The organism is Variovorax paradoxus (assembly GCF_000834655.1).
Classification (GTDB): domain Bacteria; phylum Pseudomonadota; class Gammaproteobacteria; order Burkholderiales; family Burkholderiaceae_C; genus Variovorax; species Variovorax paradoxus_F.
The window spans coordinates 1-25908 of record NZ_JXQQ01000023.1 but is presented as its reverse complement, the minus strand read 5'-3'; the positions used below and the strand labels follow the sequence as shown (position 1 = coordinate 25908).

Below are 25908 nucleotides of genomic sequence, written 5' to 3'. Positions count from 1 at the left end.
GAAGAAATCAGAAAAATCAGAACGGCTGCGAACCTGCAAGTCAGAACGGGGGCGACCCTGCCGCGGAGGCCGCGTTCTCGATGGGCACCGCGAAGCCGATGCCGATGAAGGTGCGCTGCTGCGTGGGGTTGAGGATGGCGGTGACGATGCCCAGCACCTCGCCGTCCATGTTGATGAGCGGTCCGCCCGAGTTGCCGGGGTTGGCGGCCGCGTCGAACTGGATCAGGTTGCCCAACTCCTGCTTGCCCTCGGGCGAGCGGAACGAGCGCTTCAGGCCCGACACCACGCCGGCCGACACCGAAGGCCCGATGCCGAACGGAAAGCCCACGGCCGCGACCTGGTCGCCGGGCCGCAAGTCGGCGGTGGAGCGCATCGCGGCGGGAATGAGGTCGTCGGGAATCTTCTGCGCCTGCAGCACCGCCAGGTCGTTCTCGGGCTGCACGCCGGTGATGACGGCCACCGCCTCGAGCCCGTCGGCGAAGGTGACCTTGATCTTCTCTGAGCCGGCCACGACGTGCAGGTTGGTGAGGATCACGCCCTTGTCGACGATCACCACGCCGGTGCCGACGCCGCGCTCGACCTCGCCGGGCGCTGTGCCGTCGAGCGGCGCTTCGGGCGGCTTGCCCTTGGCCATGTTGCGGCCGCGCTTCTGGGTCTTGGCTTCGGGCGTGGCCTTCTCGGGGCCGTAGCCCACCACGCGAACGACCGAGGGCCGGATGATGTCGGCGGCCTTGGCGGCGGGCGAGGGGAGGGTGGCGGTCTGCATCGTGCGCAGCACGGCCGCGTCGATGTCCTTCTGCGTGATTGCCTTGCCCTGGCGCGGCCACCACACGGTGCCGCCGGTGACCAGCGCCGCACACAGCACGAGGAGAAGGGCGAAGCTCTTGCGGCCCGGTTGCCAGCCGGCCTGGGCTGGAGCGGTCGGCGGCTGCACGATCCCACCTGCGCCCGCCGCGTCCGGCGATGCCGCGGCATCCGCCTGATCGGCCGCTTGTTCTGCGGCCGGCGGCGGCGTGCGGGGCGAACGGCTGTAGAAAGCAGGCCTGCGCATCGGAGAACCTCCGGCAAAAAAGACGCGTGAAGGAGTTCACAGTAGCACGCTTTCCGCGCCTGCGCATCCCTTCGGGCATCATGGCGCGATGGCTTCGTTTGTCGATACCCACTGCCACCTGGACGCGCCCGAATTCGGTGCGGAGATGCCGCAGATCCGCGCCCGCGCCGCCGCACAAGGGGTTTCCCTGTGCGTGATTCCGGCCGTGGCCGTCTTCAACTTCGGGACGGTGCGCGAGCTGGCCCATAGGCAGGGCGATGCCTATGCCCTCGGTATCCACCCGCTTTGCACGGGCCAGGCGCAGGACACAGACCTCGAGGTGCTCGACGCGGAACTGACCGCGCGGCAGGGCGATCCGCGGCTCGTTGCGGTCGGCGAGATCGGCCTGGACTACTTTGTCGAAGGCCTGGACGGCCCGAAGCAGGAGCGTTTTTTTCACACTCAGTTGCAACTGGCACGCAAGCACGGGTTACCCGTGCTGATCCACGTGCGGCGTTCGGTTGACAAGGTGCTCAAGCATTTGCGCCAGACGGCGGGCGGGCGGCCGTGGCAGGGCATCGCGCATGCCTTCAACGGCAGCGAGCAGCAGGCCCATGCCTGCATCGAGCTTGGGCTGCGGCTCGGTTTCGGCGGCGCGGTGACCTTCGAGCGCGCGCTGCAGTTGCGGCGGCTTGCGACCACCTTGCCGCTCGACGCGATCGTGATGGAGACGGACGCGCCCGACATCCAGCCGCACTGGCTCTACCGCACGCAGGCGCAGCGCGACGCCGGGCAGGCGCATGGTCGAAACGAGCCCGGCGAATTGCCGCGCATCGCCGAAGTGGTGGCCGGATTGCGCGGCATCGGCATCGATGCGCTGGCCGAAGCCACCACCCGGAATGCAGTCCGGACGCTTCCGAAGCTCGAAAGTCTGATGGCTTTGTCGGAACGCGCGCCGCACCCCGCGTAGGCCAATGTCCCGAGTTGCGCCTGGAGGGGCATGGGGCGACTTTTTGCTGTCATCCTTGAAGTTCGAAGTGGCGTTGCTTGCACAGTGGCAAGTCCGTCACTCCAACACTTCACTCAAAAAGGAGTCTTCCATGACCACATCTTTTGTTCGCACCATGCCCGTCGTTCTGGCCCTGGCTCTGGCCTCCATCGGCGTTTCCGCCGTGGCACAGACCGCCGCCCCCGCAACGGCCGAGCCCACCACCACCGAAAAGGTGAAGGAAGCCGGCAGCGACGCAGTGAACGCCACCAAGCGCACGACCAAGAAGGCCGTGAACGCCACCGAAAACGGCGCCGAGAAGGCTTGGGATGCCACCAAGAGCACCACCAAGAAGGCTGCCAACGCCACCGAGCGCGGCACCAAGAAGGCTTGGAACGCGACCAAGAACACCACCAAGAAGGCGACCAACGCCACCAAGAACGCAGCCGCCAAGACCGGCGACGCGGTTGAAACCGCCGGCCACAAGACGGCCGACGGCATGCGCAGCACCGGCGCGGCCATCGGCGAGAAGATTCCCGGCACGGCCGAGAACGAAGCCGCCAAGAAGTAAGCCTGGGCTTCGGTCCGAGCTTTCGAAAAAAACCCGCTGCGGCGGGTTTTTTCATGGGCGGGACTAGGCGCCTTTGAGCAGTTGGATCACCTGATCCGCGAGGGCGTCGGGTGACGGATGGGTTCCGTCGAGGCGCAGCTCCGGCCATTCCGGCGCCTCGTAAGGGGAGTCGATGCCGGTGAAATCGGCGATCTCGCCGCGCCTGGCCTTCCGGTACAGGGATTTCGGATCGCGCGCTTCCGCGATCTCGATCGGCGTGTCGACATGGATCTCGAAGAATGTTCCCGCCGGAAAGAGCGAGCGGGCCATCTTGCGGGCGCTGCGAAACGGCGAGATCAGCGCCACGATGACGGTCAGGTCCGCCGCGTGCATCAGTTTCGCGACCTCCGCAACCCGCCGGGCGCCTTCCATGCGATCCGCATCGCTGAAGCCGAGGTCGCGATTCAGCCCGAGCCGCATGTCATCGCCATCCAGCAGCAGCGTGTGCCTGCCCAGCGCGCGAAGCCGGGTCTCGACCTTGCGCGCGATGGTCGTCTTGCCCGCGCCGGAGATGCCGGTGAGCCAGACGACGCAGGGCGCCTGGTCGTTCATGTCTGCAGCGGAATGCGGGCGAGCACGCCGTCGCCGTAGGCCGGATAGAAGTCCAGGTCGCGCCGGTGGACGTAGCCGATGAAGCAGTCGCACTTGAATCGGCTGCAGGGCTGCTCCGTGAGCATGCCGTCGAGGTCGTCGGCATAGAGGTTGCCCAGGCGCCGCGGAATGAAGTGGCACCGCTGCACCTCGCCCTCGCCATCGACGACGATGGCTTCGGAACCCGCGCGGCAGGCCTTCCCGCGCGACGGTCCGGGCGAATGCTCGTGCACGAACCGCGGGTCCAGCGCATCGAGCCACTGCAGGTCCTGGGCCGTGTAGTAGCCCGGGCCGCGCCGGTCGTAGGCATTGAGCCAGAAGGATGTCGTTTCAGGGAGCACCGACTTCAGCGCGCGAATGGCCTCGTAGTGCTCCTGCCGCGCCACGACCCCGACCGAATGGCCGATGCCCAGCTGTGCGAGCTGCCGGGTCCGCTCGATGAATCGCTCAAGCCGCGTCTGGTCGGGGTGATAGGTGCACCACAGCGAAATCTTGCCGACCGGCGCTTCGGCGAGCCACGACAGCGGACCCGCCAGGTTCGTCTGCAGCGCCACCTGGGACACATGCGGCATGGCGGCGAGCGCCAGCATCGCGTGGCGATAGTGGCGCCGCACCATGGCTTCGCCCCAGGGCGTGAAGAGGATTCGGAGGGGCCGCGTCTGCGCGCCCGTCCAGTCGACGAAGCGCGCCACCTCGGCGGCATCCCGCGCCAGCGTGGCCCGGGAGTCGCGCCGCTTGGCGAACGGGCAATAGCTGCAGCTGTAGTTGCAGCTCGACAGGCTGCCCCGGTATAGCACGGTCAGCATGGCGCGTCGGGCATCAGGCCGCGCACGGCCGCCGATGCGAGCCAGGGGCCGATGGTGTCCGAATAGGAAACGCCCCGCGCGTTGAGTTGGAAGAGGCCCGCCTCGTCCTTCGCGAGTTCCAGGGCGGTGAGCTCCTGCAACTGCGGCAGGTCTTCGAGCACCGGGGCGCCGAAGCGCTGTTCGTAGGCGGCGTGCGAAAGGCCGGGGTCCGTCAGGAGCGACTGGATCGCGAAGCGCCGGCGCTGCTCGTCGCCGTCGAGCGCGAACCCGTAGCGGGCCTCAGCAAACTGCGCCTCGTCGCAGGCGATGAAGTCCTCGATGATGCTGCGCGTCGCGCTGCGTTGCACGGCGTAGCTGGAAGAGTAGTGAAGGTTGCGGGTGTACGAGCGCGCACCTGCGCCGAACCCCACCATGCCGTCGTCCTGGCAGCAGTAGACCGGGCCGCTGTCGCGGGGCGCGTGCGGTGCGCGAAACATGCGCATCGACACCTGCTCGTAGCCGGCGGCCAGCAGGCGCGCCCGCGCCGCGGCATACAGCGCCTGCCGGAAATCGGCGCCCTGCTCGGCCTTGCGGATCACGATCTTTCCGAGCCCCGTCTGCTCGCGCACGTAGAGCGGATAGAGGTAGAGCTCTTCAGGCCCGAACGCCAGCGCGCTCTCGATGGAAGACAGCCAGCTTTCCACCGTCTGCCCGTCGATGCCGTAGATGAGGTCGAGGTTCATGACCGGGAATCCCGCCTCGCGGATCTGGCGGATGGCCTCGATGACCACGGCGTTCTGCTGCGGACGCGCGAGCGCGCGAACCTCGTGCTGCGCAAAGCTCTGGATGCCCATGCTCACGCGCTGCACGCCCATCTCGCGGCATACGCGCATGCGCTCGGGCGTCACGGTTTCGGGCGAGACCTCGATGCCCGACGGCGTGGCCTGCAGGTCGATGCCGAGGATGCGTTCGGCCGCGACGTACAGCCGTTCGAGCAGCGCGGCCGGCAGGTAGCTGGGCGTGCCGCCGCCCACCGCCAGCCGCGCGAACCTGCGCTCGCCGAGGGCGCGGTCCATGGCCTGCATCTGCCGCACGACGGCATCGACGTAGGACTCGACCAGCGCCTCGGCGGGCTGCGCCATCGCGAAGAGATTGCAGAAGCCGCACCGCATCGTGCAGAAGGGCACGTGGATGTAGGCGAAAAGCGCCGAGCGATCTTCCGTGGCCCACGCGTCGCGCAACGACCGCGCGGGCAGCGGGCGATAGGCGCTCTTGTGCGGGTAGCTGTACGAGTAGGCCTGGTAGGGCCCCTGCCGGAGCCATTCGGCGAGCGAGGCTTGGGGCACGGCCTGGATCACAGCTTGGGTCATGAGGCCCCCAGGAAGAAGTGCGCGTACGGAACGGTCCACACGCAATCGTGGCCGATGCGGTGGCCGTGATAGCCGGCGTCGCCATACGCCGTGCCGTGGTCGGAGCAGACGATCACGAAGGTCGGCCCGCGCGACGCGCAGGCGTCGAACAACGGCGCCAGCGCGCCGTCCACATAGCGCAAGGCGGCGGCATGGGTCTCGATGGAATCCTCGGTATGGCCGGGGAGGTGGGCGCGGTTCGGTGTGTGGATCGAGGACACGTTGATGAAGAGAAATACGCGCTGCGCATCGGCATGCAGCCGCTGCACGGCCAGGTCCACCTGGCGCTCGGTGGAATGGCGATGCCCCACGCCCAACGTCGGATGCCAATGGCTTTCCGCGAACATCCCGGGAAACACCCGGCCCAGCGCGTTCTGCTTGTTGAAGAAACCCACGCCGCCGATGCAGACGGTGCGATAGCCGCGTGCGCCCAGGCCCTTGGGAATGTTTTCCTCGTCGAAGACGAAGGTGGTGCGCGCGGTGGTCTCGCTGCCGCGAAAGGCAGTGGCGAACAGCCGCGGATGCGCGCCCGGCCGGGCCGGCGTCGGCAGGTAGCCGGCGAAGAACGCGTGATGCGCAGCGTAGGTGAAGTTGCCTGGCGTGTGCCGCTTCTCCCACCCTTGCGCAGGCAGATGCCTCGAGAGCACCGGCAGCTCGCCGCGCTCGAACGCCGTTTGCGCCACGTCGTAGCGCAAGGTGTCCAGCGTGATCATCACGATGTCGTGGGTGCCGACCACCCGGTTCATGTCGACGGGTTCGTTCATCGCATCGCGCCGTCGCCGAAGGCTGTGGCGTAGGTGTCCTTGCCCTGCCACAACCAGCCCGGCAGCAGATCGCCGAAGGCGTTGGCCTCCAGGACATGGGCCTTTCCCTGGCGCACCACGAGGTCGAATCCGACGACGTTGCTGCGGGGGAAAACGCCCGCGGCGAGCTCGGCCGTCGCGGCGAGCGCCGCCTGGTCCTCGGCCGCGAGCACGCGGTCGGGATCGACGCGCTCGCTGTCCAGGTGGAGGTTGGTCATCGGCCGTTGCCCGAGGCGCGCGATGCGGTGCGCGACGCGGCCGCCGAAGGTCACCGCGCGCAGGTCGAAATGGCCCGCGCCATGGCGCGGCTTGGGTATCCATGCCTCCGCGTACGCGCCCTGTGCGCTCACGAGGTCGACCACGCGGCGCACCTCGTCGTGCCGGGTGTAGCAGGACACGCGCTTGACGTTGAACAGTCGGCCACCTTCATGAAGTTGCGCGGTCGTGGTGGCCTGCTGCTGCCCGCGGCGATTGCGCCGGAATGCGATCACGCCGGATGCGGACGAGCCGTAGCGGGCCTTGAGAAAAACGCGGTCCATGCCGCTGCGGTCGAGCAATGCGACGAGATGCTCGTAGTCGCGCACGAGCCCCAGCAGCGGCGCGGTTGGCACGGCGTTGGACTGCAGTTGCTGCTGGCACTCCAGCTTGTCGGTCATCGCGAGGATTTCCGCGGGCGCGTTGACGACCTGCACATGCGGCATCGCGGCCAGCGTGCGCTCCAGGCGTTTTATCGCGAGACGAAAGCCCTCGAACCACGCATCCGTTTGCGCCAACTCGCCCCGTTCGATCGGGGCGCAGGGCGCACGGCCCAGCTGCTCGCATCCCATGTGCACGAGCGTCATGTGGACCCGGGCGTCGTCTCCGGGCGGTTCTATCTTGAAACGGCAGGGCTGCCGGAGGCGGTCTTCGAGCGCATGCGCATCGGCCAGCCATTCGCGCCATTCGACGAGCCGCACGGACGCCCCCGTTTCCCGGGCCGCGGCGAGCAGGCCTTGCGTGCGCTTGCTCGTCGCAACGCCCAGCACCACCCAAGGCAGCATCGCCGGCGGCCTACTCGCCAACGGCCACGTACCGGTGTCCGTCGTCCGCTTCCTGCGGGTCGTCCAGCACCACGCCGGGGATGGCCGCGCGCAGTTGCGCCTGCACCGGCGCGCCGATGTAGTGGTGCGACAGGTCCAGGCGCTTCAGTTTCACGACGTGCGGGCTCGCGAGCAGGGCCTTGGCGCCTTCGTCGCCGAGCGTGCCGAGCGACAGGTCGAGGGTGTCGAGCTCCGCGACCCAGCCTTCGGTCGCGAGCCATGCGGCGACCTCGTCGGCGATTTCCGAATCGCGAAGGCCGAGGTGGCGCAGCTTGGGCGTGCGAAGTTTCTGCAGCACGCCGCGCAAGAGCTCGACGTCGCCGTCGAAGCCGTATTCGTCGGTGCCCAGCCACAGTTCGAGGTGCTCGAGCGACGGCAGCGTGGATTGCGCCAGGCCCTCGCTGATTTCGCGCGGCAGGCCGCCGGATTCGATGACGAGCTCACGCAGCGCGGCGTGGCTGAACGCAGGCAGTTGCAGCGAAGTAGCGCCGCGGATGCGCAGCACCTCGAGTTGGGGAAAGGCCTGCAGCAGGGCTTCGTAGTTGCCCTGGATGATCCAGGAGATCTCGCAGTCCTCGAAGGTCATGTCGCCGACGAACAGCGCCTTGAGGCTCTTGAGTTCGGCGGCGTGCGCGATCAGGACCTCGAACGCGTCGTCGGGGCCGGTGTCGTGGGGCTCGGACCACGGCCCGAGGATCAGGGCGTCGAGCGCGGACTTGTCGATCTTGGAGAGGTACTCCTCGAGCAATACGCCCATCGACTTGTCGTCGTCGTAGTCCAGGCACAGGCGGTGAACGATGCCCGGGCCGCCGGCCACGTCGCCACCTTGATAGTCCTCGACACGCTTGCCGAAAAATGTCTCGGTACGGTCCGAGATGGTCATGCTGTTCCCTCCGCCACGTTGTGCCTGTGAAGCGGGGGAGAATAACTGACGGGCATGGCTTGCCCGTGACGGTTCGGCCCTCCCGTTTCGTCGTTGGCTTCGACACCCGGGCACGGGCAAGGACGGCAGCCCAGGACGGTGGGCGGCGACAGTGCCAAGATGCAGCCCATGAATCCATCCGCCGCACCCGACCCCGACAGCCTGGTGCTCACGGGCCTCGCACCGGTCGTCTCCCCGGCCACCGTCGTGCTGATCCTGGGCAGCTTTCCGGGCGTCCGTTCGCTCGCGCAGCAGCAGTACTATGCGCATCCCCAAAACCAGTTCTGGAAGATCTTGCAAGCCGTCTGGCCCGACCACCCGCTGCCGACCGGCGCAGACAGCTACGCGAAGAAGAAGGCGTGGCTGCTCGATCGCGGCCTGGGCGTGTGGGACGTGTATGCGGCCTGCGAACGCGAAGGCAGCCTCGATTCGGCGATTCGCGCGCCCGTCGCGAACGACATCGCCGGCCTCGCGCTGCCCAAGCTTGCCGCCATCGCGCACAACGGCGGCGAGAGCTTCAAGCATGCGCGCCACACGCGCACCCTCGGCGTGCCGGTCTACCAGTTGCCTTCCACCAGCCCCGCCAACGCGTCGTGGAGCTTCGAGCGCAAGCTCGCGGCCTGGCGCGAGGTCTTCCACGCCCACCAACTCACCTGATGGCAACGCGCTCCACACCCGTTCTTCCCGAAGTCAATTTTTCCGACTGGGGCGACATCCGCTATCTGCACCTGGGCACCGAATGGGTCCAGGGCTCGATGAAGCTCGATGCGCCGTTCGAGATCGAGCTCGAATATGTCCAGCGCATGATGGCCTGGCTGCTCTTCGTCGACGGCAAGACCGTCGCCAGCCGCCATGCGATGCAACTGGGCCTCGGTGCGGCCACGCTCACCAAGTTCAGCCGCAAGACGCTGCGCATGCGCACCACGGCGGTCGAGCTCAATCCGCAGGTGGTGTCGGCCTGCCGCGGCTGGTTCAAGCTGCCGGCCGACGACCCGAAGCTGCGCGTGGTGATCGCCGATGCGGCGGTGGAGGTCCGCAAGCCCGAGTGGCACGGCACGGTCGATGCGTTGCAGGTCGACCTGTACGACCATGAGGCCGCCGCGCCAGTGCTCGACAGCGAAGATTTCTACGCCGACTGCCGGGCATTGCTCACCGAGGACGGCTGCATGACGGTCAACCTCTTCGGCCGCTCGTCGAGCTACGAGCGCAGCCTGGAGAAGATCGCCGGCGCGTTCGGCGCCGATGCCGTCTGGGCCTTCAAGCCGACGCGCGAAGGCAACACGGTGGTGCTGGCGCAGCGCACGCCGAGCCGTCCGAAGCGCGAGATGCTTGCCGAGCGCGCGCAAACGATCCAGACTCGCTGGAGTCTGCCCGCGCCCAAGTGGCTGCGGGTGTTCAAGCCCCTGAATACTTCCATCACCCGAACCTCCGGCCCATGAGCGCTGTTCCCGCCGTTTCCGCACCCGCACCCCTGGCCGCCCGCCACGAAGGCCCGCTCGAGCTGCGCCGCCTGATCGAATGGCTGGCCACCGACGGCGTGATTTCCCCCGTCGAAGCCAAGCGCACCATCGCACGCTGCGCGCAGGCCGAGAGCCGCCAGGCGCCGCTGGTCCGCCTGGCCAACGTGGCGATGACGCGCGAGAGCGACAACAAGCCGCTCGACCTCGAAGCCCTCACGCAATGGCTCGCCGGCCGCGCAGGCCTTTCGTACCTCCGCATCGATCCGCTGAAGGTCGACGTGGGCAAGGTCGCCGACACCATGAGCGCTGCCTACGCCGAGCGCCACAAGGTGCTGCCGGTTCAGGTGCTGCCCAACGAGGTGGTGGTGGCCACGGCCGAGCCGTTTCTCACCGACTGGATCGCCGAGGTCGAGCGACAGTCCAGGCGCACGGTGCGGCGCGTGGTGGCCAACCCGGCCGACATCCAGCGCTACACGGCCGAGTTCTTCGCGCTCGCGAAGTCGGTGCGCGCGGCGCAAAAGGCCGGCGGCAACACCGGCGGCGCGAGCTTCGAGCAACTCGTGGAGCTGGGCAAGAGCACCAAGCAGCTCGACGCCAACGACCAGAGCGTGGTGCAGGTGGTCGACTGGCTCTGGCAGTACGCCTTCGACCAGCGCGCGAGCGACATCCACCTGGAGCCCCGGCGCGAGCAGGGCGTGATCCGCTTTCGCATCGACGGCGTGCTGCATCCGGCCTACCAGATGCCCATGGGCGTGATGAACGCGATGGTCGCGCGCATCAAGCTCCTGGGCCGCATGGACGTGGTGGAAAAGCGCCGTCCGCTCGACGGCCGCATCAAGACCCGCAACATGCGCGGCGACGAAGTCGAAATGCGCCTGTCCACCTTGCCGACCGCGTTCGGCGAAAAAATGGTGATGCGGATCTTCGACCCCGACACCGCGGTGAAGGACCTCGACGCCCTTGGCTTCGCGCAGCACGATGCGCAGCGTTGGGAGCAGCTTGTCACGCGCCCCAACGGCATCATCCTGGTGACCGGCCCCACGGGCTCGGGCAAGACCACCACGCTGTACTCCACGTTGAAGCGCGTGGCGACCGAAGAAGTGAACGTGAGCACGGTGGAAGACCCGATCGAAATGATCGAGCCCTCGTTCAACCAGACGCAGGTGCAGCCGCAGCTGGACTTCGGTTTCACCGAGGGCCTGCGCGCGCTGATGCGGCAGGACCCGGACATCATCATGGTCGGCGAAATCCGCGACCTCGCCACGGCCGAGATGGCGGTGCAGGCCGCGCTCACCGGCCACCTCGTGTTCAGCACGCTGCACACCAACGACGCGCCGAGCGCCATCACGCGGATGATGGAACTGGGCGTGCCGTCGTACCTCATCACCGCCGTGATGCTCGGCGTGCTGGCGCAGCGCCTCGTGCGCACGCTGTGCCCGCACTGCAAGCAGCCCGACGACACGGTCACGCGCGAGAGCCTCGAGGCCGTCGTCAAGCCGTGGCAGATCACAGGCTCGGTGCGGGCCTACAAGCCCGTGGGTTGCGTCGACTGCCGCATGACCGGCTACATGGGCCGCATGGGCCTTTACGAACTGCTGAGCGTGACCGAGGCCTTCAAGGACAAGGTCACCAAGGAGCCCAACCTCACGGGCCTCAGGCGCCAGGCCGTGATCGACGGCATGCGGCCCCTGCGCCTGGCCGGCGCACTGCGCGTGGCCGAAGGCGTGACCACCATCGAAGAGGTACTGAGCGCCACGCCACCCCTGGAGTGAGTGTTGCCATTTGGGTTAACCCTAACCGTTCGGTTAGTGAAATCCACATCCGCCTGACCGCAAGCTGACCGGACAATCCCGCATCGAAACTTGTTCGAGGAGACTGTTCGTGAAAATCAAAAGTCAGAAAGACTTTTTCTCGGGACTGATGTTCACCGTCGTGGGTGTGGGGTTCGCCTGGGGCGCCACCACCTACAGCGTGGGCAGCGGCGCCCGCATGGGTCCCGGTTACTTCCCGTTGATGCTCGGCATCCTGATGGCCCTGATCGGCCTGGGGATCATGTTCAGCGGGCTCACCGTTGAAACCACCGACGGCGAAAAGATCGGCAAATGGGCCTGGAAGCAGGTGGTGTTCATCCTGGGCGCCAACCTCGCATTCGGCATCCTGCTGGGCGGCCTGCCCAGCATCGGCGTGCCGGCCATGGGCATGATCATCGCGATCTACGCGCTCGTGATCATCTCCAGCCTCGCGGGCCACGAGTTCAAGCTGCCCACCGTGCTGATCCTGGCCACGGTGCTTGCCATCGGCAGCTACGTCGCATTCATCTGGGCGCTCAAGCTGCAGATCCAGGTCTGGCCGACCTTCATCACCGGTTGAGAAGAAAGCTGCTCACATGGAACTGTTTGACCACCTCTCGATGGGTTTTGGCGTTGCCTTTACCTTCACGAACCTGCTGTACTGCCTGGTCGGCTGCATTCTGGGCACGCTGATCGGCGTGCTCCCGGGCATCGGCCCGGTCGCGACCATCGCGATGCTGCTGCCCGCCACCTACGCGCTGCCCCCCGTGTCGGCGCTGATCATGCTGGCTGGCATCTACTACGGCGCGCAATACGGCGGCTCGACCACCGCCATCCTGGTGAACCTGCCGGGCGAATCGTCCTCGGTCGTGACCGTGATCGACGGCTACCAGATGGCGCGCAAGGGCCGTGCGGGTCCGGCGCTCGCGGCTGCGGGCCTCGGCTCGTTCTTCGCGGGCTGCGTCGGCACGCTGATCCTGGCTGCCTTCGCGCCGCCGCTGACCGAACTGGCCTTCAAGTTCGGCCCGGCCGAGTACTTCTCGCTGATGATCCTGGGCCTGATCGGCGCCGTGGTGCTGGCTTCGGGCTCGCTGCTGAAAGCCATCGCGATGATCGTGCTGGGCCTCCTGCTCGGCTTGGTCGGTACCGACGTGAACTCGGGTGTCGCACGCTACAGCTTCGACATTCCTGAACTCACCGACGGCATCGGCTTCGTGGCCATCGCCATGGGCGTGTTCGGCTACGGCGAAATCATTGCCAACCTCTCGCGTCCGGACGACGAGCGCGAAGTGTTCACCGCCAAGGTCTCGGGCCTGTTCCCGACCAAGGAAGACTTCAAGCGCATGGTGCCTGCCGTCCTGCGCGGCACGGCGCTGGGCTCTGCCCTGGGCATCCTGCCCGGCGGCGGTGCGCTGCTGGCGGCTTTCGCGGCCTACACGATCGAGAAGAAGACCAAGCTGAAGCCGGGCGAAGTGCCCTTCGGCAAGGGCAACATCCGCGGCGTGGCGGCTCCCGAGTCGGCCAACAACGCCGGTGCGCAAACGTCCTTCATTCCGCTGCTGACGCTGGGCATTCCGCCCAACGCCGTGATGGCGCTGATGGTGGGCGCGATGACCATCCACAACATCCAGCCGGGCCCGCAGGTCATGACCAGCAACCCGGAACTGTTCTGGGGCCTGATCGCCTCGATGTGGCTGGGCAACGCGATGCTGATCATCCTGAACCTGCCGCTGATCGGCATGTGGATCAAGCTCCTGTCGGTGCCGTACAAGTTCCTGTTCCCGGCGATCGTGCTGTTCTGCGCGATCGGCGTGTACTCGACCAACAACAACACCTTCGACATCTGGATGGTGGGCATCTTCGGCCTGGTGGGCTACACCTTCTTCAAGCTGGGATGCGAGCCTGCGCCGTTGCTGCTGGGCTTCATCCTCGGGCCGATGATGGAAGAGAACCTGCGCCGCTCGCTGCTGCTCTCGCGTGGTGACTGGAGCGTGTTCATCACCCGTCCGATCTCCGCGAGCCTGCTGGCTGCCGCAGCGCTGCTGCTGGTGATCGTGCTGCTGCCTGCGGTGAAGTCCAAGCGCGAAGAGGCCTTCGTCGAGGAATAAGCGGAGCTTCGGCTCTTTTCAAAAGACGGCGCCTTCGGGCGCCGTTTTTATTTGCCGGTGCGCGGCGGCTTCATGTGCTGCCGCGCCATCGCCAAAAAGGCCAGGGCCGCCGGGCTGAGCGGATGCTTGGCCAGCCGTACCGCAACGACCGGGTATTCGAGCGTCGGGCGCGTCACAGCCACCGCACGCAGGTTGCCGGGCATCAGTACCTCCACGTAGCGTGGAAGCAGCGCCACGCCCGCGTCGGCCTGGATGAGGCCGAACGCGGTCGACAGCATCGACACGTGATGGACCACGTGCGGATACACGTTGGCCACGCTGGAGAGCTGCCGGCTCACCGCGCGCCAGATGTTGGCGTCGGGGTTGACGTGGATGAAGGGCAGCGCGTCCAGGTGCTTCGCGTCGACCACCACGCGCTGCGCGAGCGGATGGTCGTCGCGCACGAAGAGGGCCATGCGTTCGGTGAACAGCGGCTCGGTCGCGAGCTCGGAATGCTTCTGCCCGATGTCCGAGCCGAAGCCCAGATCGGCTTCCTGCGAGAGGATGCGCGAGATCATCTGCTCGGCCGTGCTATCGAGCAGCGTGGTGGCGAGCGTCGGGTGCTTCTGCGAGAAGCGCCCGAGCATCGGCGGCAGCAGGGCGCCTGCCGTGAGGTGGCCGACGGCCAGCACCACGCGCCCCTCGCGCAGCTGCGACTGCGAGCGGCAGGCGCCGACCGACTCGTCGATCAGCCGCAGCGCCCGCACGGCGGTCTCGACCATCACCTGCCCCGCGCTCGTGAGCTGGATGCGGCGGCCCCGCACGATCAGCGGCTGGCCGAGCTGCTCTTCCATGCGCTTGACCAAGTGGCTGATGGCCGGCTGCGTCAGCTGCAGGCTCTCGGCCGCGAGTGTGAAGCTGCCCGATTCGGCGACCGCCGCCAGCGCCCGCAGCTGCTGCAGCGAGACCTCTTCCGTGGCGTTCTTTGTCATAAGCCGCGCTCATAGTTGAATAAGCTGGATTATCTGGCTTGATGCGAGGCGGCTGCATAGCATGGGAGGTTTCCCCACGGGGCCAGAATCCGAGCACCATGAAAAGAATCCAGTTCCTTCAAGGGGCCGCCGTTGCGCTGCTGTGCATGGCCGCCTCGTCCGCCAGCCTGGCGCAGGGCTATCCGAACAAGCCGATCCGGCTCATCGTGCCGTTCCCCGCGGGCGGCGCCACCGACCTCTTCGCCCGCACGCTCGGGCAGAAGATGGGTGAGAAGCTCGGCACCCAGCTGATCATCGACAACAAGCCCGGCGCTGGCGGCGCCATCGGCTCCGACCAGGCCGCCAAGGCGGCGCCTGACGGCTACACGCTGCTGCTGGCCACGACCAGCACGCATTCGATCGGCCCGGCCGTGATGCAGAAGCTGCCCTACGACACGGTGCGCGACTTCACGCCCATCGGCCACGTGGGCGACGCGCCCAGCATCATGCTGGTGCCGGTCACTTCGCCCGCCAAGACGGTGCGCGAGTGGATCGACTACGCGAAGAAAAACCCCGGCAAGCTCAACTACGCATCCAGCGGCAACGGCACCATCGTGCAGCTCACGGCCGAGCTCTTCAAGGCGCAGGCCGGCGTGTTCGTCACGCACATTCCCTACAAGGGCACGGCGCTCGCCATTCCCGACCTCATTAGCGGCAAGATCGACGTGCTGTTCGACTCGCTCCCCACCGGCATGCCGCACGTGCGCGACGGCCGCCTGCGCGCCCTGGGCGTGACGACGCTCAAGCGCTCGCCCCTCGCACTCGAACTGCCGCCGATCGCCGACACGCTGCCGGGCTACGAGTCGAACACCTGGTTCGGCTTCTACGGTCCGAAGAACCTGCCGGCCGACATCGTGGCGCGCGTCAACAAGGCCGCCAACGAGGCGATCGCCGATCCTGAAGTGAAGGACAAGCTCGCGCGCCTGGGCATCGAGCCCGCTGCGGCCGGCACGCCCGAGCAGTTCGCCAAGATGGTGGCGGCCGACGCTGCCAAATGGAAAAAGATCGTGGTCGACCGCAAGATCACCAACGAGTAAATCGGCTCGCCCCAGGCTGCGCGCACGTCGTGTCGCTTCGCCTACCCCCAGCCCGGGGGCAACACCTGCGGCCCGGCAGAGCCGGTTCCGCGGTGTTCCCGGATTGTTCAAATCGTCTTTGAAGGCACAGCATGAAGTTTGACTACGCCAACCCCTACCTCTCCACGCGCATCCCGATCTTCGCGCGCAACGTGGTGTCGACTTCGCACCCGCTCGCCTCGCAGGCGGGCCTGCGCATCCTGCAGCAAGGCGGCAACGCCGTCGATGCGGCCATTGCCACCGCGGCCGTGATGACGCTGGTCGAGCCGGTGAGCAACGGCCTGGGCAGCGATGCTTTTTGCATCCTGTGGGACGGCAAGGAACTGCACGGCCTCAATGCCTCGGGCCCCGCGCCCAAGGCCTGGACGCCCGAGTACTTCAAGGCCAAGTACGGCGACGACGCCACCACGCCGCCGATGCGCGGCATCGACTCGGTCACCGTGCCGGGCGCGGTGCGCGGCTGGGTCGCGATGAGCGAGCGCTTCGGCAAGCTGCCGTTCGCCGACCTGCTGGCGCCGGCCATCGACATCGCCGAGCGCGGCTACCTCGTGCCGCCGGTGGTTCAGGGCAAGTGGGCCGCGGCCACGCCGCTCCTGGGCGCGCAGCCCGGCTTTGCGCAGGCCTTCCTGCCCTGGGGCCGCGCGCCCGAAGTGGGCGAGCTGTTCCGCTTCACGGCGGCAGCGCGCGCGCTCAAGGCCATTGCCCGCACCAAAGGCGAGGCCTACTACACCGGCGAGATCGCCGAGGCGCTCGCGAAGTTCTCGACCGAGCAGGGCGGCTCGCTCACGGTGGCCGATCTTGCGGCCTACCACCCCGAGTGGGTCCAGCCGATCTCGCGCGACTACCGCGGCCACACGCTGCACGAGATTCCGCCGAACGGCCAGGGCATCGCTGCGCTCATCGCGCTCGGCATCCTCGAGAAGTTCGACATCGCCTCGCTCCCGGTCGACTCGGTGCAATCGCAGCATCTGCAGATCGAAGCGATGAAGCTGGCCTTCGCCGACGTGTACCGCTACGTCTCGGAGCCATCGTCGATGACGGTGACCCCCGCGCAAATGCTCGATGACGCGTACCTCGCATCCCGTGCCAGACTCATCGACGTGAAAAAGGCGCAGGACTTCAAGGCCGGCAACCCCGTCAAGGGCGGCACCATCTACCTCACCGCGGCGGACGAGAGCGGCATGATGGTCAGCTTCATCCAGAGCAACTTCATGGGCTTCGGCTCGGGCTGCGTGGAGCCCGAGTTCGGCATCAGCCTGCAGAACCGCGGCCACGGCTTCAGCCTCAATGCCGAGAGCCCGAACGTGGTGGCGCCGGGCAAGCGGCCGTTCCACACGATCATTCCGGCGTTTCTCACCAAGGACGGCCAGCCGGTCATGAGCTTCGGCGTCATGGGCGGCAACATGCAGCCACAGGGCCACATGCAGACGCTGGTGCGCATGCTCGACTACAAGCAGAACCCGCAGGCCGCCTGCGATGCGCCGCGCTGGCGCTTCAACGCGGGGCTGGAGATCAACGTCGAGGCCGCGATGAACCCGAGCACCGTGCAGGGCCTGCGCGACCTGGGCCACCACCTGGACGTGATCAACGATTCGTACCAGGATTTCGGCGCGGGCCAGTTCATCTGGCGCGCGGGCGATCCGTCGGTCGAAGGCTATGTGGCCGCGAGCGACCCGCGGCGCGACGGCGTGGCGGCAGGGTTTTAACGGGCGCGCGATGATCGGGGGATGACCAAGACCGCCGCACAGTCCGGCATTCCCCTTTCGCAGGGCGGCGCAAAGAGCATTGCGCCCGGCCTCATCCTCGCCTCGCTGGGCGCCATCGCGTTCAGCGGCAAGGCCATCATCGTCAAGCTGGCCTACCGATACGGCGTCGATGCCATCACGCTCATCATGCTGCGCATGCTCTTCGCACTGCCGCTGTTCGCGGTGATGGCGTGGTGGGCGGGGCGCGGCAAGCCGGCGCTCACCTTTCGCGACTGGCTCGGCGTGGTCGGCCTGGGTTTCTCGGGCTACTACCTCGCGAGCTTTCTCGACTTCGCGGGGCTCGCTTACATCTCGGCGAGCTTCGAGCGGCTGATCCTGTATCTCAACCCCACGCTGGTGCTGCTGTTCGGCTGGCTCCTTTACCGGCGGCGCGCCACGCGCCCGCAGGTGCTGGGCATGATCGTGAGCTACGCGGGCGTCCTGCTGGTGTTCGGCCACGAGCTCTGGACCGGTGGCGGCGGCAAGGGCGGCGGCGCCGCGGCCTGGGGCGCGTTCCTCGTGTTTTTGAGCGCGGTGAGCTACGCGGGCTACCTCGTCTACAGCGGCGAGTTCGTCAAGCGCCTGGGCTCGTTGCGGCTCGTGGGCCTCGCGACGACCGTGGCCTGCGTGCTGTGCATCCTGCAGTTCGTGCTGACGCGGCCTATCAGCGTGGCGATGCAGCTCGCGCCCGAGGTCATCTGGCTGTCGGTGCTCAACGCCACGGTGTGCACGGCGGTGCCCGTCCTGATGGTCATGATGGCCATCGAGCGCATCGGCCCCGCGGTGGCGGCGCAAACCGGCATGATCGGGCCCCTGTCGACCATCCTCATGGGGGTGGTCATACTCGATGAGCCGTTCACCGCGTGGATCGCGGCCGGCACGGTGCTCGTCATTGCGGGCATCTTCGTTTTCACACGCAAGGGGCGAGAAGCCCCTGCACGTTAGGAGCAAAAAACATGGATCTGGGCATTGCAGGCAAGACCGCGCTGGTGTGCGGCGCGAGCAAGGGGCTGGGCTACGGCTGCGCCGAGGCGCTGGTGCGCGAAGGCGTCAACGTGGTGATCGTGGCGCGCGGCGCCGAGGCGCTGGAAGCGGCTGCGAAGAAGCTGGCCGAAGCGGCAGGCGCGTCGGGTGCTCCGTTCGTCAAGCACGTGGCGGCCGACATCACCACCGAAGCCGGCCGCGCGGCCGTGTTCGCGCTGGGCCATGACTTCGACATCGTCGTCACCAACGCCGGCGGCCCGCCGCCCGGCGACTTCCGCAATTGGGACCGCGAGGCCTGGATCAAGGCGGTCGACGCGAATATGCTCACGCCCATCGAGCTCATCAAGGCCACGGTGGACGGCATGGCCCAGCGCGGGTTCGGCCGCATCGTGAACATCACGTCGAGCTCGGTGAAGTCGCCCATCGACATCCTGGGCCTCTCGAACGGCGCGCGCAGCGGCCTCACCGGCTTCGTGGCCGGCGTGGCGCGCACGGCCGTCGCGGCGCAGGGCGTGACCATCAACAACCTCTTGCCCGGCTCATTCGAAACCGATCGCCTCAAGGGCACCATGGCCGGCACCGCGCAGAAGACCGGCCAGGACTTCGACACCGTGTGGGAAGCCCGCAAGAAGAACATTCCTGCCAAGCGCTTCGGCACCCCGGCCGAGTTCGGCGCGATCTGCGCGTTTCTCTGCAGCCTGCAGGCCGGCTACATGACCGGGCAGAACGTGCTGGCGGACGGCGGCGCCTACCCCGGCACCTACTGACGCGGCTCACGGGCGAGGGGAGGCGCATCGTGAGCAGCAACAGGTCTTTCGAAAAAATAACGCTGGTGTCCGTTACCGGCCTCGCCGACGCGCGCGGCGCGGCGATGGCCCTGCAGCACAGCCAGGCGCAGATGCCCGGCACCCGCGCGCTGCTGTGCAGCCCGCGGGCGCCGGCCAACCTGGCGCCGGGCATCGAGCATGTGCCGATCGCGCCGCTGAACTACCACGAGTACAGCTGGTTCATGATGTTCGCGCTCTGGCGCGTGGTGCACACCGAATTCGCGCTGGTGGTGCAGGACGACGGCTGGGTCGTCAACGCCGGCAACTGGCGCGACGAGTTCCTCGGTTTCGACTACATCGGCGCACCGATCCACTTGGCGAAGATCGACACGCCGCAAGGCACGTACTGGCGCAACCGCTTCGCATGGGCCGACGAATTGCAAAAGCCCGGCCATGTCGTCACGCCGATCCAGAACGGCGGCTTCAGCCTGCGCAGCCGCCGCTTCATGCGGGCGCTCGTTGACCATCCGCACATCCGCGTCGAGATTCCGCCGCCCGATGCGGTCGAGGGCGATCCGCTGAAGATGCACTGGCAGCACAACGCGCTGCTCGAAGACGTGCAGCTCAGCGGCGTGCTGCGTCCGGCGCTCGAAGCGGTCGGCATGCGCTTCGCGCCGCTGGAGCTGGCGCGCAGCTTTTCCATCGAGCACGCGGGCCCCCAGCTGCACCACGGCTACAACGCGATGCTGCTGTTCGGGCACCACGCGAAGATGCGACAACTGGCGAGCCTTGCGCCGCTCACGCTGCGTTCGCTGATTCCACAGTCGCAACTCGATGCGTGGTACGGCGAGCGCGACATCCTGCAGATGTTCGAGCGCAACGGCTACCGCATCGAGTTCGCGCCGGAGCCTCACGTGCCTGTGTCGAACGCGGCGCCGCGCAAGGTGTACGACTGCATCACCTACAACGGCGAGGCCGACATCCTCGCGGCGCGCCTGCACGAGCTGGCCGACGTGGTCGACTGCTTCGTCATCGTGGAGGCCGACCGCACCTTCAGCGGGGAGCCGAAGGCGTTGCGCTTCGATGCGGCCGATGCGCGCATTGCCGCCTTCCTGCCGCGCATCCGCTACGTCGCCGTGCACGACATGCCGCTCGTCGATGAAACGGCCGACGCGGTGCCGGTGGTGGGCGACTGGCTCTCCGACACGCCGAAGTCCGGCTTCTGGATCCGCGAGAAATTCCAGCGCAACCAGATCGTGCGAGGGCTGCACGATGCGGCGCCCGACGACTTGGTGCTGATCTCCGATGCCGACGAGATTCCACGCGCATCGGTGGTGCGCGCGATGCGCGACGACCGGCGGCACGCGATCTTCGGACTGTGCCTGGCCTTCTATTACTTCTACGCCAACTACCGCAACGTCGAGGGGCCGGAGGCATCGTCGGTCTGGACCGTCGCGGCGACGCGCGCGCAGCTCGACGGGCTCACGCCCGACCAGTTGCGCATGCGGGTGCGAACCGGGGCGCAGCCCGCGCTGATCCTCGGCGATGCCGGCTGGCACTTCTCGTACCTTGCAATGGACGAGGACGCCGTGCGCGCCAAGATCCGCGGTTTCGCGCACCAGGAATACAACGCGCCGGAATTCCTGGCTGGCATCGACATTCCGGCGCTGCTGGCTTCAGGCAAGGATCTCTACGACCGTCCGGGCTATGCCTGGCGCGTGGTCGGGCGCGGCGAGGCGCCGCAATGGCTGGCAGGCCAGCCCGAGCTGGAGCGCCTGTTCGCAGCGGCGCCTTAGCGCCGCGACGACACCACGATTCCGCCCACGATCAGCAGAAACGCAACCCCGTGGTACCAGTGCGGCGCCTCGCGCAGGAACGCCGCCGACAACAGCGCTGCGAACAGCGGCGTGAGGTTCATGAAGATGCTCGCCGCCTGCGGCCCCGCGCGCTGCACGCCGGTGCCCCAGCAGCGGTAGGCCACCACCGCAGGGCCGATGCCGATGAATGCCATCGCGGCGACCAGCGGCCAGCCCAGGTCGATGTGGGCATCGGTCAGTGTCCATTCGCCGGCGGCCAGCGCGCCCGACCAGACCAGGCCGAACACCAGTTGGGCCATCAGGAAGGCGGCCCAGTCCTGCCGCACTGCCTTCGGCTCGTGCGTGCGCGCCAGCATCCAGCTGTAGAAAGCCCAGGCGATGGTGCCCAGAATCATGTAGAGGTCGCCCGGCACCAGCCGCAGCCCGAGCAATTGCCGCCATTCGCCGCGGCTGAGCACCAGCAGCACGCCAAGCATCGACAGCAGCGCGCCGCCGATCTCGCGCCCGCTCACGCGCGCGCCGAAGAAAAGCATGCCGACGGCGAGCATCCACAGCGGCAGGCTGGAGCCCACCAGCGTGACGTTGATCGGTGTGGACGTTTGAAGCGCGAGGTATTGGAAGGCGTTGTACAGGCCGATGCCCAGGAGGCCCAGCACCGCAAAGCGCTTCCAGTGCGCCCAGAGCGGGCTGTCGCCGCGCAGCACCGATGACGCAAGCGGCAGCAGCAGCGCGAACGCGATGGCCCATCGCACGAAGTTCAGCGTGAGCGGCGAAACCAGCTCGCGCACCAGGCGGCCGACGACGGCGTTGCCGGCCCACAATAGCGGCGGCGTAGTGAGCAGGAGGACGGTCAGGGGCGTGAGGCGCGGTGTCTGCATGGACGCCGACTCTAACGGCCCTGTCGGGTGTGCTTCGGACGCCCCAAACATGGCACGATCCCCGGGATGACTTTCGATAACGCCAGAGGCAACGAGGATGCGCTGACCATCCTGGTGCCCACCTACCGCAACGATCCGAAGGCCCGCCGCGTGCTGGCCGGGCTGGCGGCGCTGGTGGCCGCCAGCGAAGGGCGCATGCGCCTTGCGGTCGGCGACAACAGCCAGGACCCGCATAAGCACGAGTTCCTCCGGCGGCTGGCCGAATGGAGCCCCAGCCTGATCGACATCCATTGCCGGCCGAAACGCATCTCCGGGCAGATGAACCTGTTGGACCTGTACGGCAGGTCGGCCTCCGGCATCCTGATGTTCCATGCGGACGACGACTACATCTCTGATGACTACATGGTGCGCGCGCACGAGATCCTGCGGCAGGACCCTGGTGTTTCCGCCGCCTACACGTCGTACATCGTGAGCAAGGGCGGCGCCATCCTGACAGTGCCCCAGACGGCACCGCAACTCGACCAGGCATCGCCGGTCGAGCGGCTGATCGAGAACCACAATTGCTGGGGCGGCTATAACCTGTTGTTCTATTCGGTCTTCAGGAAGCGCAGCCTGGAGGGCACGGTCGCCTTCCTGAACGCCTGCCCGATCGAGGCGCCTTTCCACGACTGGTGGTTCAGCTACGCGATGGTCTGCAGCGGGAGCGTGCGCAATGCCGCGGTGGGCCAGATCCTGTATGCCGCCGAAGGGACCCACGAGATGGGCGGCAACGACTCGGTCGCCCACTACGCGGCGCTGGGCCTGCCGCCTGCCGTGAGCCACCTGCAATTGCTGTTCACCGCGGCCGAGGGAGCCTGCTTCTTCCTCGGGAAGTATTCACCGCTGGCGGATGCCGGCGCGCGCCATGCCTGTGCCCAGTTCATGTTCGAGAACAACATCCGGATCGCCACCGCGCGGCTCAAGCAGAGCCACCTGCCCGCGATCGGCATCGAAGGCGAGGTATTGCAGCAACTGACCACGGTCGTCCTGAACCACGACTGGCTCACGCTGGAGAAGACCATCGATTTCCTTCACCTCGTGCTGGCCCGCACGCGCACCGACCTGGCCGACCGGTACCGCAACTTCCTGAACGATGCGATGAGAATCCCTGCCTGAGACCCGGGCCGGGTTTTTCGTTACTGTCCGCTCCACCTTCCTTTCCGAGAATCACTCCATGAGCAAAGCCATCCGTATCGACCGCCATGGCGGCCCCGAAGAACTGAAGATCGTCGACGTGGAAGTCGGCGACCCCGGCCCCGGCGAGATCCGCATCCGCCACAAGGCTGTTGGCCTGAACTTCATCGACACCTACCAGCGCAGCGGGCTCTATCCGTTCCAGATGCCGCTTCAGCTGGGCATGGAGGCCTCGGGCGTGGTCGAGGCGGTAGGCCAGGGCGTTTCGCACCTGGCGCCCGGCGACCGCGCTGCCTATGCCAGCCAGCCGCCCGGCGCTTACTGCGAGGCGCGCGTCATGCCGGCCAAGACTGTCTGCAAGTTGCCCGACGCCATCTCCTTCGAGACCGGCGCGGCCATGATGCTCAAGGGCCTGACCACGCAGTACCTGCTCAAGAAGACGCTCCCCGCCGAAGGCCTGCAGCCCGGCGACTTCATCCTGTTCCATGCCGCGGCCGGCGGCGTTGGCCTCATCGCCTGCCAGTGGGCCAAGGCGCTGGGCCTGCAGTTGATCGGCACCGCCGGCAGCGACGCCAAGTGCAAGCTGGCGCTCGAACACGGCGCGGCGCACGCCATCAACTACAGCACCGAGAACTTCGCAGCCCGCGTCAAGGAGATCACCGGCGGCAAGGGCGTGAAGGTGGTGTACGACTCGGTGGGCAAGGACACCTACGAGGGCTCCATCGAATGCCTGCGTCCCTTCGGCCTGCTGGCCGTCTTCGGCAACGGCTCGGGGCCGGTGCCGCCGATCAGCCTGGGCACGCTGGCCTCCAAGGGATCGCTCTACGTGACGCGCCCCACGCTGTTCACCCACATCGCCACGCGCGAAGCCACGCAGGCAATGGCCGACGACCTGTTCGCGGTGGTCGCGAGCGGCGCGGTGAAGATCCCGATCGACCAGCGCTACGCCCTGGCCGACGTGCAGCAGGCGCACCGCGACCTGGAAGCGCGCAAGACCACGGGCTGCACGATCCTGACGCTCTGATGCGCCGGCGGGAGGGCAGGGCCGGCGTTCAGCCAGTCTTGTCCTACCCGCGGTGGGGTGTCATGCCTTCGACTTGTGGCGGGCGCACTTTGTAGGCTGTGAGCCAAGCGCCGAGGCAAGAAGTCATGAACACCGTCCGCACCTTCATCGTCGAAGACAACCCCACCATCCGCGAGAGTCTCGTTGGCACATTGCGCGAGGTCGCCCGCGTCGATCCGATCGGCGAGGCCGAGACAGAGGCCGAAGGCTCGCAATGGCTCACCCGCAACCTCGCGTCCTGGGACTTGGCCATCGTCGACCTGTTCCTGAAGGACGGCACCGGTTTCCGGGTGCTCGAAGCCTGCCGCCACCGCAACCCGATGCAGAAGATCGTGGTGCTCAGCAATTACGCAACGCCCGAGATCCGGCGCAAATGCGCGCACCTGGGTGCCGACGCCGTGTTCGACAAGGCCACCGAGATCGAAGACCTGATCGACTACTGCCAGCGCCGCCGCCAGGAGCGGTTCAGCCCGCAAACTGCACACTGAGGCGGGGCATTCGGGCGCCGGCCGGCAAGCGATGCGGCTTGTCCCCGAAAATCACCCTTCAAGGGCGCGAGGAGCACGCGCCGGGCTCCGCAAATTGGCGACGAGATTCATGCGCGGAAATCACTCATTCTTCTGCTGAATCTGCCGCACGGGTCGCGTCGTGGGGCGCTCGTTCCGTCATGTCCCGCTCCCGCTTTCTCCCCGACAACTTCACCTTTGCACTGCTCTCCGTCGTCACCCTGGCCAGCTTGCTGCCCGCAAGCGGCGATGCGGCGCACTTTTTCGAACTGCTGACGACGGCGGCCATCGGCCTCCTGTTCTTCCTGCATGGTGCCAAGCTGTCGCGCGAGGCGATCATGAACGGCATCACGCATTGGCGGCTGCACCTCTTGGTATTCGGCAGCACCTTCTTGATGTTTCCGCTGCTAGGGCTGGCGCTCAAGCCGCTCCTCCTGCCGCTGGTGACGCCCGAGCTCTACACCGGGGTGCTGTACCTCTGCGTTCTGCCTGCCACGGTGCAGTCGGCAATCGCGTTCACTGCGATGGCGCGGGGGAACCTGCCTGCGGCGATCTGCAGTGCGTCGGCCTCCACGCTGCTGGGGGTGTTCATCACGCCTTTGCTGGTCAACCTCGTGGTCCTGCCCAATGGTGGGCATGCGAGTTCTTCGCTGGGGTCGATCGGGCGCATCCTGCTGCAGTTGATGGTGCCGTTCCTCGTCGGACACCTGTTGCGCCCCTGGATCGGCCAATGGATCCAGCGGCGGGCGGCGGTGCTGAAGTTCGTGGACCAGGGGTCGATCCTGCTGGTTGTCTATACGGCCTTCAGTGCGGCCGTGATCGAGGGGCTTTGGCGGCAGGTGCCTGCGCATGCATTGGTCGGGTTGCTTGTGGCATGTGCGGTGGTGCTGGGACTTGCACTGGGCATGACTACGCTGTTGGCGCGCAAGCTGGGGTTCGATAGGGAGGACGAGATCACGATCGTTTTCTGTGGGTCGAAGAAGAGCCTGGCCAGCGGGATTCCTATGGCGAAGGTGCTGTTTCCTTCGCACGCTGTGGGGGCCATCGTTTTGCCTTTGATGTTGTTTCATCAGATGCAGTTGATGGTTTGTGCTGTGTTGGCGCAGCGGTATGCGCGGCGGGGAGTTGTTAAGACCTCTGTCTTGAAGACGGTTGAGTAGGTTTTGGTTTCCGAGGCCGGGTCTCGGCCCGGCGGCCGACCTACTTTTCTTTGCTTCGCCAAAGAAAAGTAGGCAAAAGAATGGCGACCCCACTGTCTGCGACCCTTCGCTTCGCTGCGGGCAACCTGCGGTGCTCGCGTTTCGCGGGGTCTCG

General features: G+C 67.0%; 25 protein-coding genes. 16 read left to right on the top strand and 9 right to left on the bottom strand.

Annotated features, from left to right (window positions below):
- Positions 1–40 precede the first annotated feature (40 nt).
- Entirely contained in the window at positions 41–1051 is a 1011-nt protein-coding gene (locus tag RT97_RS10810; protein ID WP_042578780.1) for a S1C family serine protease, read from the bottom strand.
- An 88-nt stretch (positions 1052–1139) separates the two neighbouring features.
- Between RT97_RS10810 and RT97_RS10805 the strand changes: the two genes are divergently transcribed.
- On the top strand, positions 1140–2000 hold the full coding sequence (locus RT97_RS10805; protein ID WP_042578779.1) for a TatD family hydrolase: 861 nt from the start codon (positions 1140–1142) through the stop codon (positions 1998–2000).
- Between the two features lie 130 nt (positions 2001–2130).
- A complete protein-coding gene (locus tag RT97_RS10800; protein ID WP_042578778.1) occupies positions 2131–2589 on the top strand; it encodes a hypothetical protein in 459 nt (152 codons plus the stop codon).
- 63 nt (positions 2590–2652) lie between these two features.
- Here the strand turns inward: RT97_RS10800 and cysC are convergent, their stop codons facing one another.
- The 6 genes from cysC to RT97_RS10770 are packed head-to-tail and all read right to left on the bottom strand — an operon-like array spanning position 2653 to position 8178.
- Positions 2653–3180 (bottom strand): adenylyl-sulfate kinase, encoded by a 528-nt coding sequence (cysC, locus tag RT97_RS10795; protein WP_042578777.1) that lies wholly within the window; start codon positions 3178–3180, stop codon positions 2653–2655.
- Positions 3177–4025, bottom strand: coding sequence for an STM4011 family radical SAM protein (locus RT97_RS10790; RefSeq protein ID WP_042578776.1), 849 nt, complete (start codon positions 4023–4025; stop codon positions 3177–3179). The genes cysC and RT97_RS10790 overlap by 4 nt, the downstream gene beginning before the upstream one ends.
- Positions 4019–5374 carry an STM4012 family radical SAM protein gene (locus RT97_RS10785; protein WP_080898256.1) on the bottom strand — a complete coding sequence of 452 codons (1356 nt, stop codon included), beginning with the start codon at positions 5372–5374 and terminating at the stop codon, positions 4019–4021. Before RT97_RS10785 ends, RT97_RS10790 begins: the two co-directional genes overlap by 7 nt.
- A complete protein-coding gene (locus RT97_RS10780) occupies positions 5371–6177 on the bottom strand; it encodes an STM4013/SEN3800 family hydrolase (protein ID WP_042578775.1) in 807 nt (268 codons plus the stop codon). The genes RT97_RS10785 and RT97_RS10780 overlap by 4 nt, the downstream gene beginning before the upstream one ends.
- Positions 6174–7256 (bottom strand): STM4014 family protein, encoded by a 1083-nt coding sequence (locus tag RT97_RS10775; protein WP_052810617.1) that lies wholly within the window; start codon positions 7254–7256, stop codon positions 6174–6176. Before RT97_RS10775 ends, RT97_RS10780 begins: the two co-directional genes overlap by 4 nt.
- Before the next feature lie 10 nt (positions 7257–7266).
- Positions 7267–8178 carry an STM4015 family protein gene (locus tag RT97_RS10770; protein WP_042578774.1) on the bottom strand — a complete coding sequence of 304 codons (912 nt, stop codon included), beginning with the start codon at positions 8176–8178 and terminating at the stop codon, positions 7267–7269.
- 168 nt (positions 8179–8346) lie between these two features.
- Between RT97_RS10770 and RT97_RS10765 the strand changes: the two genes are divergently transcribed.
- The 5 genes from RT97_RS10765 to RT97_RS10745 all read left to right on the top strand — a co-directional run bounded on the left by RT97_RS10765 (position 8347) and on the right by RT97_RS10745 (position 13575).
- Positions 8347–8874, top strand: a complete 528-nt coding sequence (locus RT97_RS10765) for a DNA-deoxyinosine glycosylase (RefSeq protein ID WP_042578819.1) — start codon at positions 8347–8349, stop codon at positions 8872–8874.
- Positions 8874–9656 carry a spermidine synthase gene (locus RT97_RS10760; protein WP_042578773.1) on the top strand — a complete coding sequence of 261 codons (783 nt, stop codon included), beginning with the start codon at positions 8874–8876 and terminating at the stop codon, positions 9654–9656. The genes RT97_RS10765 and RT97_RS10760 overlap by 1 nt, the downstream gene beginning before the upstream one ends.
- Positions 9653–11449, top strand: a complete 1797-nt coding sequence (locus RT97_RS10755; RefSeq protein WP_042578772.1) for a GspE/PulE family protein — start codon at positions 9653–9655, stop codon at positions 11447–11449. Before RT97_RS10760 ends, RT97_RS10755 begins: the two co-directional genes overlap by 4 nt.
- Positions 11450–11558: 109 nt before the next feature.
- Entirely contained in the window at positions 11559–12047 is a 489-nt protein-coding gene (locus RT97_RS10750; protein WP_042578771.1) for a tripartite tricarboxylate transporter TctB family protein, read from the top strand.
- A 16-nt stretch (positions 12048–12063) separates the two neighbouring features.
- Positions 12064–13575: a tripartite tricarboxylate transporter permease gene (locus RT97_RS10745; protein ID WP_042578770.1), complete on the top strand. Its 1512-nt coding sequence runs from the start codon at positions 12064–12066 to the stop codon at positions 13573–13575.
- A 47-nt stretch (positions 13576–13622) separates the two neighbouring features.
- Here RT97_RS10745 and RT97_RS10740 read toward each other — a convergent pair whose 3' ends face one another.
- Positions 13623–14546: a LysR family transcriptional regulator gene (locus RT97_RS10740; protein WP_042578769.1), complete on the bottom strand. Its 924-nt coding sequence runs from the start codon at positions 14544–14546 to the stop codon at positions 13623–13625.
- Positions 14547–14644: 98 nt separating this feature from the next.
- On the opposite strand from RT97_RS10740, the gene RT97_RS10735 reads away from it, so the two are divergent.
- The 5 genes from RT97_RS10735 (at position 14645) to RT97_RS32475 (ending at position 20953) form a co-directional block, all read left to right on the top strand.
- On the top strand, positions 14645–15622 hold the full coding sequence (locus tag RT97_RS10735) for a Bug family tripartite tricarboxylate transporter substrate binding protein (protein WP_042578768.1): 978 nt from the start codon (positions 14645–14647) through the stop codon (positions 15620–15622).
- A gap of 131 nt (positions 15623–15753) precedes the next feature.
- Entirely contained in the window at positions 15754–17367 is a 1614-nt protein-coding gene (locus RT97_RS10730; protein WP_042578767.1) for a gamma-glutamyltransferase family protein, read from the top strand.
- Between the two features lie 21 nt (positions 17368–17388).
- Entirely contained in the window at positions 17389–18351 is a 963-nt protein-coding gene (locus RT97_RS10725) for a DMT family transporter (protein ID WP_042578766.1), read from the top strand.
- 11 nt (positions 18352–18362) lie between these two features.
- Positions 18363–19157 (top strand): SDR family oxidoreductase, encoded by a 795-nt coding sequence (locus RT97_RS10720; RefSeq protein WP_042578765.1) that lies wholly within the window; start codon positions 18363–18365, stop codon positions 19155–19157.
- Between the two features lie 29 nt (positions 19158–19186).
- A complete protein-coding gene (locus RT97_RS32475; RefSeq protein WP_080898255.1) occupies positions 19187–20953 on the top strand; it encodes a DUF5672 family protein in 1767 nt (588 codons plus the stop codon).
- Here the strand turns inward: RT97_RS32475 and RT97_RS10710 are convergent.
- Entirely contained in the window at positions 20950–21852 is a 903-nt protein-coding gene (locus RT97_RS10710; protein ID WP_042578764.1) for a DMT family transporter, read from the bottom strand. The genes RT97_RS32475 and RT97_RS10710 overlap by 4 nt on opposite strands.
- Positions 21853–21918: 66 nt before the next feature.
- Between RT97_RS10710 and RT97_RS10705 the strand changes: the two genes are divergently transcribed.
- The 4 genes from RT97_RS10705 (at position 21919) to RT97_RS10690 (ending at position 25754) form a co-directional block, all read left to right on the top strand.
- A complete protein-coding gene (locus tag RT97_RS10705) occupies positions 21919–23007 on the top strand; it encodes a glycosyltransferase (protein ID WP_042578763.1) in 1089 nt (362 codons plus the stop codon).
- Between the two features lie 58 nt (positions 23008–23065).
- Positions 23066–24049: a quinone oxidoreductase family protein gene (locus RT97_RS10700; RefSeq protein WP_042578762.1), complete on the top strand. Its 984-nt coding sequence runs from the start codon at positions 23066–23068 to the stop codon at positions 24047–24049.
- Between the two features lie 125 nt (positions 24050–24174).
- Positions 24175–24576, top strand: coding sequence for a response regulator (locus RT97_RS10695; protein WP_042578761.1), 402 nt, complete (start codon positions 24175–24177; stop codon positions 24574–24576).
- A gap of 179 nt (positions 24577–24755) precedes the next feature.
- Complete coding sequence (locus RT97_RS10690; protein WP_042578760.1) at positions 24756–25754, top strand: bile acid:sodium symporter family protein; 999 nt, start codon at positions 24756–24758, stop codon at positions 25752–25754.
- Positions 25755–25908 lie beyond the last annotated feature (154 nt).